12 protein-coding genes are annotated in these 10,838 nt (G+C 36.7%); all 12 read right to left on the reverse strand.

From position 1 onward, the window contains the following. Positions 1–281: 281 nt before the first annotated feature. The gene (locus BKP35_RS06865) at positions 282–656 is read right to left on the reverse strand and encodes a RidA family protein (protein WP_071312635.1); all 375 of its coding nucleotides are present in this window, start codon (positions 654–656) and stop codon (positions 282–284) included. 2 nt (positions 657–658) lie between these two features. Continuing rightward, a complete protein-coding gene (purR, locus tag BKP35_RS06870) occupies positions 659–1,513 on the reverse strand; it encodes a pur operon repressor (protein ID WP_071312636.1) in 855 nt (284 codons plus the stop codon). Between the two features lie 58 nt (positions 1,514–1,571). Then, positions 1,572–2,435 carry a 4-(cytidine 5'-diphospho)-2-C-methyl-D-erythritol kinase gene (gene ispE, locus BKP35_RS06875; protein WP_071312637.1) on the reverse strand — a complete coding sequence of 288 codons (864 nt, stop codon included), beginning with the start codon at positions 2,433–2,435 and terminating at the stop codon, positions 1,572–1,574. A gap of 292 nt (positions 2,436–2,727) precedes the next feature. Beyond that, positions 2,728–2,910, reverse strand: coding sequence for a small, acid-soluble spore protein, alpha/beta type (locus BKP35_RS06880; RefSeq protein ID WP_071312638.1), 183 nt, complete (start codon positions 2,908–2,910; stop codon positions 2,728–2,730). A 218-nt stretch (positions 2,911–3,128) separates the two neighbouring features. Beyond that, positions 3,129–3,392: a biofilm formation stimulator Veg gene (veg, locus tag BKP35_RS06885; protein ID WP_071312639.1), complete on the reverse strand. Its 264-nt coding sequence runs from the start codon at positions 3,390–3,392 to the stop codon at positions 3,129–3,131. A gap of 469 nt (positions 3,393–3,861) precedes the next feature. Continuing rightward, on the reverse strand, positions 3,862–4,749 hold the full coding sequence (gene yabG, locus BKP35_RS06890; protein ID WP_071312640.1) for a sporulation peptidase YabG: 888 nt from the start codon (positions 4,747–4,749) through the stop codon (positions 3,862–3,864). Positions 4,750–4,822: 73 nt separating this feature from the next. After that, the gene (gene rsmA / locus BKP35_RS06895; protein ID WP_071312641.1) at positions 4,823–5,701 is read right to left on the reverse strand and encodes a 16S rRNA (adenine(1518)-N(6)/adenine(1519)-N(6))-dimethyltransferase RsmA; all 879 of its coding nucleotides are present in this window, start codon (positions 5,699–5,701) and stop codon (positions 4,823–4,825) included. Continuing rightward, complete coding sequence (rnmV, locus tag BKP35_RS06900) at positions 5,694–6,254, reverse strand: ribonuclease M5 (RefSeq protein WP_071312642.1); 561 nt, start codon at positions 6,252–6,254, stop codon at positions 5,694–5,696. Before rnmV ends, rsmA begins: the two co-directional genes overlap by 8 nt. A gap of 183 nt (positions 6,255–6,437) precedes the next feature. Further along, the gene (locus BKP35_RS06905) at positions 6,438–7,628 is read right to left on the reverse strand and encodes a G5 and 3D domain-containing protein (protein ID WP_245741896.1); all 1,191 of its coding nucleotides are present in this window, start codon (positions 7,626–7,628) and stop codon (positions 6,438–6,440) included. A gap of 241 nt (positions 7,629–7,869) precedes the next feature. Further along, positions 7,870–8,640, reverse strand: coding sequence for a TatD family hydrolase (locus BKP35_RS06910; RefSeq protein ID WP_071312644.1), 771 nt, complete (start codon positions 8,638–8,640; stop codon positions 7,870–7,872). Positions 8,641–8,752: 112 nt separating this feature from the next. Further along, the gene (metG, locus tag BKP35_RS06915) at positions 8,753–10,702 is read right to left on the reverse strand and encodes a methionine--tRNA ligase (protein ID WP_071312645.1); all 1,950 of its coding nucleotides are present in this window, start codon (positions 10,700–10,702) and stop codon (positions 8,753–8,755) included. Next, the coding region (locus BKP35_RS19825; protein ID WP_211274602.1) for a hypothetical protein at positions 10,653–10,838 on the reverse strand (186 nt) is incomplete at its 5' end. The genes metG and BKP35_RS19825, both read right to left, overlap by 50 nt.

Genomic DNA, 10,838 nt, shown 5'->3' on the forward strand with positions numbered 1-10,838 from the left:
TGTTCATTTCCTTCTTTTTAAAAAGAAAATTCCGAGATTTTTATCGGTATTTGTAAACATTTACAAAACGTTCACAGAATAGTCATAATTCAACCACTTGTTAAGTAACTATAGTTTGTTCTTTACATACAAAACCATGATGATAACCGTCACCATCTAAGGTGAAAAGGCGGACACTTTCCAACCTAGCGAACTAACAAACTTTCCAAATAAAAAAGGACTGTCCCAAAAGTGTCTGACACTTTATTACGGAACAACCCTTTTTCAAATAGTCTCCTAACTTATTTAACTAATGCAATTACTTCAATTTCTACTAATACATCTTTTGGTAACCGTGCAACCTCGACACAAGATCTCGCTGGTTTATGCTCAGAAAAATATTTTTCATAAACTTCGTTTATTATAGGAAAATCATTCATATCTTTAATAAATACTGTTGTTTTTATTACTGTGTTTCGAGATGCTCCTGCTTCTTGTAAGACAGCGTCAACGTTTTTTAATACTTGTTCTGTTTGGTCGGAAACGTTTCCTTCTATGAGTTCACCGTTTGGTTTTAGTGGGATTTGTCCCGAGCTATAAAACATATTATTAACAACTACTCCTTGAGAATATGGACCAATTGCTGCAGGTGCATTTGAAGTTTGAATTGTTTTCATTACTAATCCTCCTGAACTTGTTGTTTATGATTTTTTAACTTTTCAAAAAAGTTCCCAATTTCAACCTTTACAATCTTTTCTTTCGTATTTACTTCAGATAAGCGGGTCATTGATATATACTCATCTACGAGCCTTTCTTCTGTATGTTCAGCTTCTACTAAAACTCCAGTGCCAACAACGTTCGAATTAAATTCTTCTACTAAGCTGATCATCCCTCTGATCGTGCCACCCGCTTTCATAAAATCATCAATAATAAGAACATTTGAACCTTCATTCAAACTTCTTTTTGCAAGTGACATCGTTTGAATCCGTTTCGTCGATCCAGAGACGTAGTTTATACTGACAAGTGAACCTTCTGTAATTCGATGTTCATGCCTTACAATGCAGACCGGAACATTTAAGTATGTAGCTACGGCATATGCAAGTGGAATCCCCTTTGTGGCCATTGTCATAATGACATCAACTTTCGTACCCGCAAACAACGTAGCAAAATAACGACCAATTTCATTCATAAGCTTTGGATTACCGATAATATCCATCATATATAAGTAACCACCTGGTAATACTCGGTTAGCATCCTCAAGCTTCATACATAATTGTTTTAAAGACTGAACTATTTCATCTTCGTTTGCTGTAGGAATGTACTTAACACCACCACTCGCCCCGGCTACCGTTAACAAAACTCCAATGTCCTGACTTTCAAAAATTTCTTTTATAATCGTTAAATCCTCACTTATCGACGACTTAGCGGATTCATAACGATCTGAGAAATATGTTAACGGTATTAGTTGATGAGGATTTTGTATTAAGTAATTGGTCATGTCTACTAAACGGCCACTGCGGCGAAACTTCTTCATAACTACCTCCAAAAATCCGAATATTTAACAGTAATTTTACACTTTTGTACGGATTTTATCAATAGTAACGTTCCCCCATTACCCGAACTGCATATACATCGTTACAAAAACCTCTTAATCCATTGTAAACCCTAAGCATTCTAGACTCATGTTTTACAAGTCCAAAAACGGTAGGTCCACTTCCACTCATTAGTACCCCATCAGCACCGAATCTAATCATTTGTTCTTTAATGCGTTGAACTTGAGGGTAAAGCTTAAATGTTACTGTTTCTAAAACATTTCCTAACTCAGAGCAAATAAGTGGATAATCAGCGTTATCGATTGCCGAAATCATCTGATTAATGTTCGGGTGTTTGAGATGTTCTAATTTTAAATTTCGATAAACTTCTGCTGTTGAAACGCCTATTGGTGGCTTCGCTAATATCACCCAACAAGGAGGAGGTGCACTAATATGTTTAATTTTTTCCCCTCTGCCAGTAGCTAACGCCGTTCCTCCATAAACACAAAAAGAAACGTCAGAACCGATTTGCGCACCTAAACTAGCCAGTTCATCGATTGATAATTGCAAATTCCATAATTCATTTAGTCCACGCAATGTAGCTGCAGCATCACTACTTCCACCAGCAAGACCTGCCGAAACAGGAATATTTTTCCTAATATGAATTAAAACTCCTTCACTAACGTTGTAGCGATCTTTTAAGAGTTTTGCAGCCTGATAAGCTAAATTTCTATGGTCATTAGGTACAAAACCTTCAGAGACATCTACCTTAATTCGATTTTCTTCTAATCGTGTTAGTTCAATACGGTCAGCTAAGTCAACTGTAGTCATGATCATCTCAACTTCATGGAAGCCGTCTTCCCTTTTGTGAAGGACATCAAGAGATAAGTTAATCTTTGCCGGCGCTTTTAATGAGATCTTCACCTTTTATCACCTTCTATGTTCCATATGCTTACGTTATTTTATCATTTGTTGTCCTTACAAACCAGAAAATTCATCATTAATCTATTACATATTTTTCTAATCACTTAATTTAAAACTTTATATAAGGATAACCTAGTACATATATGTATATAACAAAAAGGATTGTCCCAGAAAGTGTCAGACACCGTTAGGCACCAAATATAGCCGGATAATAAATTTATACGTCTATATTTAGTAACATCTGCATTGTGTCAGATACTTATGAGACAACCCTATCGTAACAAGTTAACTTTTATTTTTTTTGCCCGTTGGATAGCTGTTGTTCGGCAATTTCTATCGCACGCTTAACCATATTACCTGCATCCCTTGAACGAATTCCACCCCAGCCTTCTTTTTGGACGGTCTCATAAAAGCCAAGTTCCTTTGCAAGTTCTTCCTTAAACTGCTCAGACATAATCCCTCGTCTTCTTGCCATAATAACAACTCCTTTTAAGAACTTGTTACGACACCGTTAGTATAACCTTTCATCAATAATTTAATATAAACCAATAAGAGGTATACTCATAAGTAGAGGGTCAGGCACCTCCGTTATAAAGCATTTTCACAAAACACTTATATCTAAAAAGTGTTAGAAATACTTTACAATGGAGAAGTCTAACCCAAATTATGAGTATACCTCTTATTCATTAAAAATTAATCAACCTCTACAACTGCACTCTCATCTTCACAAACCGATAACTGAACTGTCTCCGTTAAAACATCCGCATAGCTATATGATACTCTTTCGAAAGCATTTTCATCTTCATCCAGCTTTATAATAAATACAGACGGGTATGTCTCTTCAAGGAAACCAGAACGTTCAATGGTCTTCCTACGCCCACCATTCGCCTTTATTGTAATTCGCTTTCCAATATTAGCATCTAAAGTCCTTTTGATATCCACTAATGTTTTTCCCATTATTGAACCCACCTCACTTAGACAAATTATAACACAGCGAGTACAATATTGTCAAACAAAATTTAAATTATAGCAATTAAACAGATTGATTGTCAATACTATTCGCTTATTTTTTTGTGTTATTTTTTATTTGTTAGTATGACGCAGATTTTATATTTTATGTAAATGAATTTCATAATTCATGATTCTCGCCACTAAGATCAATATATAGTTGCGTCAAAACCATTCGCAAACTATATATTGCATGATGTGGCTCATTTTTGGTAATTATGAAATTCACTCAAATAGTGTTGAAAAATATGGAACGACGATATTAATCTTCACCATCTACTATGTAAAAGACGAGTGATTTCCTGAACGAGCCTCTAAAATTCGATAGAAATTTAAAGCGAAGAGAAGGAAATCCCTCGTTCTTTTTATATAAAAAAAGACTTAGCAGCTCGCAGCTAATAAGTCTTTTTTCCTTATTTTAATCCTTTTTTCTTTCATAAAAACTTTCGCTATTTTTAATCGGTATACCTCTTCTTAAAAGGCCTTTCGTTTCAATTCCACCTAATCCTTTTTCTCCAGTTAACGTATTTCGTAACAGGTCCCAAATACTAACGCTATCCATAAATGAGGTTAAACTTATTTTAGCTGCAATATAAACGGGGTCTAACGCATGTATATTAACTCGTTCTGGAGAACTAGCAAAATTAGCTCCAGCCCTTATTAATGTTTCAAAATAAGACTGGCAAGCACCTGCAAAAATGACTAAGTGATCGATATGTGGCTCGAACTTCCTCGCCTCTCTCACAGCCTCTGCAAAGTATTTTGTATTTCGATATGCCTTAACATCATTCTCGCTGCCTTTACTTCTCATATACGCATCGTGTCCAGTGACTACGAGTATTTCTGGGCGGACCATTTCTAAAAGTGAGGTAATTTGTTCAGGCATTTCTTTTTCCGGCATGTGAACCCCGTATATTGGGACTCCTAATTTTTCGTATAACTCTGTACATTTCTTCAAATAAACAGGATCCCCATCAATATGCAAAATCCTTCCGGGAAGTTCAAAGTAAGAATTTTTACTACTATACCCTTCACTCATTTCATACTCGCTTTTTTGACGGAGAAGGCGGGTGTCTTGCCTAAATAATCGATAGCAACTTTCTATCTTCTCCTTTTCTTTCACCATTCTTTCACTTTTTTCATTATCGTTTATTAACACTAAATCGGCTAACGGAGCATCTGCAATTAATCGCATTTCTTCGCCGACAATTAATACACTTTTTTCATTATCAATTTTTGAGATGCGAAATAAAATATCGCATCCGTACGATTTTCTTGCAACAAAGTCACCTACGTTTAGTTTCATCTCACACTCCTCCTCATTTATAGCCTATGAAGAAAAGCACAAAACAGTGTAGAAAAAGAAAGGCGAAGGAGGCTTAATAAGCTTTCAATCCTACTAAAGCATTTGCCAATGCTGCAAATTCATCCATACTTAACGTCTCACCACGCCTTGATGGATCAATTCCACATTCTTGCATCTTTAATTCAAGTTTTTCTTTTTCATTTTTTGTAAACAAATTATGCGTTAAGTTATTCATTAACGTCTTTCTTCTTTGCGCAAAACTCGCTTTTACAAGTTGAAAGAAGAAAGATTCATCTTTGAGATCAACTGCAGGCTCGCTGCGCAGCGTAAGCTTTAACACTGCAGAGTCCACATTGGGCTGTGGTACAAAAACCGTTTTAGGAACAATTAGTTCCGTGGTCGCTTCTGCATAATATTGTGTAGCAATTGAAAGTGACCCATACTCCTTTGTCCCTGGCTTAGCAGCAATTCTTTCAGCTACCTCTTTTTGAATCATTACGACAATTCCACGAATCGGTAACTTTTCTTCAAGAAGTTTAAGCAAAATAGGAGTCGTCACATAATAAGGCAAATTAGCTACGACCATTAAATCCTGTCCTTCTTTAAAGTTCTCTTTGATTACACTATGTATATCAGCCTCTAAAACATCCGAATGGACTATTTTTACGTGAGGATAAGGAGCTAGCGTCTCGTTTAAGATTGGTAATAGGCGTTGGTCTATTTCAAAAGCAACAACCTTTTCACAACGTTTTGCAATCTGTTCAGTTAAAGCACCAATTCCAGGTCCAATCTCAATGGCCCCTGAACTTGTTTCTAGATCAGCACAATCAACAATATTATTTAATACATTCGTATCGATTAAAAAATTTTGTCCCAGACTTTTCTTAAAAGAAAAACCGTATTTCTTTAAAATCTCTTTCGTACGATTTGGTGTTGCGATATCCTTACTCATCTTTTTCCTCCTTTATTACTTGGCGGATCGCCTTTGAAAATTCTTCTGAACTTATTTTAAACATAATTAATCGCTTATAAAGCTGTTTACCGTTCGTAAATCCAATTTTCAGTAAATCCCCTAAACGTTCTCGTCGCCGTCTTGCTTTTTTCCCACCTATTAAACCTAGTGCTACAAGTTCTTCCCAACAAATTTGCTCATCCCAGTCGCTTTCTTCTTGTTGGGCATCCTTTAGAGCAATCCGAATCGCTTCTGGCGAGGCATTCTCTACACCAAGATTTTTTCCGTTTTTTGATACTGCCTCTTTCTTAGGTAAAAATGCATGTTGGCACCCTGGGACACTTTGACTGACAATTTTCCTAATTCTTTCTCCTGGATAATCGGGATCTGTTAACACAATGACCCCTCTACGCTCTTTAGCGAGCTTTATTTGCTCGATTACCTTCTTTCCTATAGCTGAACCATTCGTTTCGATTGTATCGGCGTCTACGGCGTTTCTAATCGCTACCGTATCATCCTTACCTTCGACAACGATAATTTCTTTTATTTTCATAAATCCTCCTGAATTTTGAGTGTTGAGTTTTGAGTGTTGAGTTTTGGAAGGCTATGCTTCGAAGCACTTACATAACTCAAAATTTTTCACTCAAAACTCAAAACTTCTTGTAACTATTTCATAGTATATAGCGTCTAATATTAGGAAACAAGAAAGAGGATGACTTAGTCATCCCCATAAACGTTATTTTATAATTCGTACTTGAACATTTTGGCGTCCCCATCTAAGTGCAGCACTGCGGTCGGACATGAAAATATCTATTTTTCGACCTTGGATGGCACTCCCAATATCAGCTGCTTTATATTGTCCTAATATTCTTCCGTTATGTCTCACTTCAACAACAGAACCTAGCGGAATGACGTTCGGGTCAACAGCAACGACATTTTTATTAGGGTTTGCTCTTAAATTTAATCCGGTATACGTGACTCCCGTACACCCTACACAGTAAGCAGTATACGCTGTCGCTTCAAATGTTCGCCACTCACCAGGTGTGCCACCACGTGAGACTTGTTGCTCTACCGGTTTTGTCCCTACAGCGACAATACGATCGGTACTTTCTTGAACCGTTTCAGTTTTAATCAGTTCTCTTGATATTTCTTCACCATTTTCAAAGATAACTTCATAATGCTTTGCGACCTTCCCTTGTTCTCCTTTTTGAACTTCTCGCTCAGTTCCTCTTGTAAGCGAATTATCATTTCTAGACACAGTCGCAAAGTTTGTTGCTTCTTCCACAACATCGGTGACCTTTTCCACTCTTACTACATTGATTTCACTATTTGCTTTAACGAATTTTTCTTTTTCTGGTTCAACTCGATCAAGCTCTCCTAAAGTAATCTCTTCTGCTTCTAAAAAGTCAGCGACCGTTGTCGAAGTCGTCCACACTTCCTTTTTTTCACCATCAGAATTTAACGTGACAGCAAATGCAGACTCGTAATTAACTTGCAAGTCCTCAGTAAGTTTCGTTTCTAGACTCGGTTTTATTTTATCGTAATCTTCTACTATTATGTTTAACTCTTCGAACAACTCTTCTATCGTATTTGCGGTCGTCCATACTGGTGATCTTTCACCATCATTTGTCACATAAACTAAAATTGCAGGAGTCCAAACGACATTTACATCATTCGTCAACTCTGTTTCCAATGACGGTTCAATAAAATCATGTTCTCCTACTAAAATATCATTCTCCAACATTAGTTCATCCACAGTCTTGGAATGAGTTTTCAGGGCTATTTCTTCGCCGTCTATTACTAGCGTCACTTGCGTTTTTGTTAACTCATACGTAGCAAAGCTCGCAACACCTATTAGTAATAGCATACTAACGATGGACATGATTAACCTTTTTCCAGTAAGTGAATCGGAAAAAAGTTTCTTCATGTTTGGTATCATAGTGATAAACTCCCCCTTCTAAAGACCGAATTATATACAGTTATGGAAGTCTTGTCAATGGAAATAAACCCCTCCTTTAGGAATTCTTAAGTAGTATTATCCATAAAAACGGTAAAAAAGGGTACATAAAACATTCGACAAGACTAGCATATGACAATGGTTTTCGATGTAGAACTAACGAGAAGATAGTTTTTCCTGGACAACACTCTATACTATTCGACAAAAACGGCTATCGTTTTATAGCAAAAAGTTTTTTCGCATTTTCATTTGTAACAGCTACTACTTCTTCATATGTAATATCTTTTAATTCAGCAATTGCTTCCGCTACTAGTTTAACATAACTCGGCTCATTGCGTTTACCACGATATGGATGGGGCGCTAAATAAGGGCAATCAGTTTCAATTAAAAGACGATCAAGCGGAATCTCTTTTGCAACCTCTTTCGGACGCTTTGCATTTTTAAACGTTACCGGACCTCCGAATGAAATATAAAAATTCATTTTTAAACATTGCTTGGCAATGTCTAAACTACTTCCGAAACAATGCATAATTCCACCTACAGCGCTTGCATCTTCTTCTTTTAAAATCGTCACTATATCTTCATGAGCATCGCGATTATGGATAATAATCGGCAAGTTGACTTTTTTAGCTAACTGAATTTGTTTACGAAAAACTTCCTTTTGAACGTCTTTAGGTGACTTATCCCAATGGTAATCTAACCCCATCTCTCCTAACGCAACTACTTTAGGGTGACTGGCTAGTTCTTCTATCCACTTTAAGTGATCTTCAGTCATATCAATTGCATCTACTGGATGCCAACCAACCGCCGCATAAATAAAATCATAGTTTTCAGCTAAATTAATTGCCCCTTTGATCGTCTTTTCATCAAAGCCTACGACAACAATATTTGAGACGCCCTCTTCTTTTGCACGCTCAATAACGAGAGCAACATCCTCTTCAAATTGATCCGCATTTAAATGGGCATGTGTGTCGAATAACATTAAAAAAAACCTCCACTTTGAGTTTTGAATTTTGAGTGTTGAGTGTTGAGTTTATGAAAGTTATGCTTCGAAGCTTTACTAACAACAACTCAACACTCTTCACTCAAAATTATTACTTAACTTGCGATCCGTTTGGTAATGTTTGTTCAATCGTTGCTAATGTCAATTTTCCACCTTGGGAAGCGGCTAAAATCATTCCTTGTGATAATTCACCACGGAGCTTAATCGGTTTTAAGTTCGTCACACAAATCACTTTTTTACCGACCAGTTCTTCTGGTTTATAGTGCTCAGCAATCCCTGATACAACTTGTCGTTGTTCATAACCTAAATCTAATTGGATTTTTAATAGCTTATTCGCTTTTTTCACAGGTTCTGCTTTTAATACTTCCGCAACACGTAAATCTACTTTAAAGAAATCATCAATCGTAATTTCCTCAACGTCAGGAGCTTCTACTTCTACATCTTCCTCTTTAGGCTGAGCAACCGGCGCTTCCATCATTTTTACGATTTCAGCTACTTCTTCAGGAACGTCTAATCTTGGGAAAATCGGCTCTCCTTTGTCGATCTTTACACCTGATTGAAGTTGTGCAAAGTTCTCCATGCTATTCCACTCTGTTTGTTCAGGACGAATTTTAAGCTGTTCCCAAATCTTCTTTGGAGTGTTCGTCATAAATGGTTGAATTAAAATTGAAACGTAACGTAATGACTCACTTAAATGATAAAGGACTGAGCCTAACTGTGCTTGGTTGACTTCATCTTTTGCTAACACCCAAGGCTGTGTTTCATCAATATATTTATTCGTTCTACTTACGAGTGTCCATATTGCAGATAGCGCAACAGAAAACTCCATCTCTTCCATTGCCTCTTCTACTTTCGTTACCGTCTCTTTAACGAGGCTTTGTAAACTAGCATCATAACTTGTTGCATCTTTTACATATGCCGGAATCTCACCATCAAAATATTTATTAATCATCGCAACTGTACGATTGAGAAGGTTTCCTAAGTCATTTGCTAAATCAAAGTTTACTCTTTCAACAAAGCTTTCTGGTGTGAAAACTCCATCAGAGCCGAATGGAACTTCACGTAACAAGTAATAACGAAGGGCATCTAACCCATAACGATCGATTAATGGGACTGGGTCGACAACATTCCCTTTTGATTTTGACATTTTCCCGTCCTTCATCAGTAGCCAGCCGTGACCAAACACCTTTTTCGGTAATGGGAGATCTAATGCCATCAACATAATTGGCCAATATATTGTATGGAAACGAACGATCTCTTTTCCTACGAGATGAACATCTGCTGGCCAATACTTCTCATATTTTAGTTGATCATTTGTCCCGTAACCTAATGCCGTTATATAGTTTGAAAGCGCATCAATCCATACGTAGACAACATGCTTTGGATCATTCGGTACTTTCACACCCCATTCAAACGAAGTACGAGAAACAGCTAAATCCTCTAAACCAGGCTTAATAAAGTTATTAATCATTTCGTTTTTTCTTGACTCTGGTTGAATAAATTCAGGGTTGTCTTCATAAAACTTTAAAAGTCGATCAGCGTATTTACTCATTTTAAAGAAATATGATTGCTCTCTTACTTTTTCAACAGGACGGCCACAGTCCGGGCAATTCCCTTCTTTTAATTGTCTTTCTGTATAAAACGATTCACACGGTGTACAATACATGCCTTCGTACTCATCTAAATAAATATCCCCTTGTTTATACAGTTGGTCAAAAATTTGTTGGACAATTTCCTTATGTCTTGGTTCTGTTGTACGAATAAAATCATCATAAGAAATGTCAAGCTTCGTCCATAAATCTTGGATCCCACTTACAATTTCATCTACAAACTGTTGAGGGCTCACTCCTTTTTCTTCAGCTTTACGTTCAATTTTTTGCCCATGCTCATCTGTCCCTGTTAAATACATGACATCATATCCCCGCAGGCGTTTATACCTTGCCATCGCATCACCAGCCACCGTAGTGTAGGCATGTCCAATATGAAGCTTATCACTTGGATAATAAATAGGTGTTGTAATATAAAAAGTTTTTTTCATCATATGTATTTCCTCCCTCTATAAATATTGATATACCAACGGTTTGAGCCGTTGGAGAAGTACCAAAAAAATATTTTTCGACACGACCTCTAACATTATTTTTATAATATGTGAAACTATGCCAATTGGTGGGTACGCT

Origin of the sequence: Anaerobacillus arseniciselenatis, assembly GCF_001865995.1 — a bacterium.
In the GTDB taxonomy this organism is placed as follows: Bacteria; Bacillota; Bacilli; order Bacillales; family Anaerobacillaceae; genus Anaerobacillus; species Anaerobacillus arseniciselenatis.

What these genes read in the sequence shown, in the direction of transcription:
- BKP35_RS06865 (WP_071312635.1), bottom strand. Translation starts at nt 656, where the DNA reads ATGAAAACAATTCAAACTTCAAATGCACCTGCAGCAATTGGTCCATAT.
- metG (WP_071312645.1), bottom strand. Translation starts at nt 10,702, where the DNA reads ATGATGAAAAAAACTTTTTATATTACAACACCTATTTATTATCCAAGT.
- BKP35_RS06910 (WP_071312644.1), bottom strand. Translation starts at nt 8,640, where the DNA reads ATGTTATTCGACACACATGCCCATTTAAATGCGGATCAATTTGAAGAG.
- purR (WP_071312636.1), bottom strand. Translation starts at nt 1,513, where the DNA reads ATGAAGAAGTTTCGCCGCAGTGGCCGTTTAGTAGACATGACCAATTAC.
- rnmV (WP_071312642.1), bottom strand. Translation starts at nt 6,254, where the DNA reads ATGAAAATAAAAGAAATTATCGTTGTCGAAGGTAAGGATGATACGGTA.
- rsmA (WP_071312641.1), bottom strand. Translation starts at nt 5,701, where the DNA reads ATGAGTAAGGATATCGCAACACCAAATCGTACGAAAGAGATTTTAAAG.
- veg (WP_071312639.1), bottom strand. Translation starts at nt 3,392, where the DNA reads ATGGGAAAAACATTAGTGGATATCAAAAGGACTTTAGATGCTAATATT.
- BKP35_RS06880 (WP_071312638.1), bottom strand. Translation starts at nt 2,910, where the DNA reads ATGGCAAGAAGACGAGGGATTATGTCTGAGCAGTTTAAGGAAGAACTT.
- BKP35_RS06905 (WP_245741896.1), bottom strand. Translation starts at nt 7,628, where the DNA reads ATGAAGAAACTTTTTTCCGATTCACTTACTGGAAAAAGGTTAATCATG.
- yabG (WP_071312640.1), bottom strand. Translation starts at nt 4,749, where the DNA reads ATGAAACTAAACGTAGGTGACTTTGTTGCAAGAAAATCGTACGGATGC.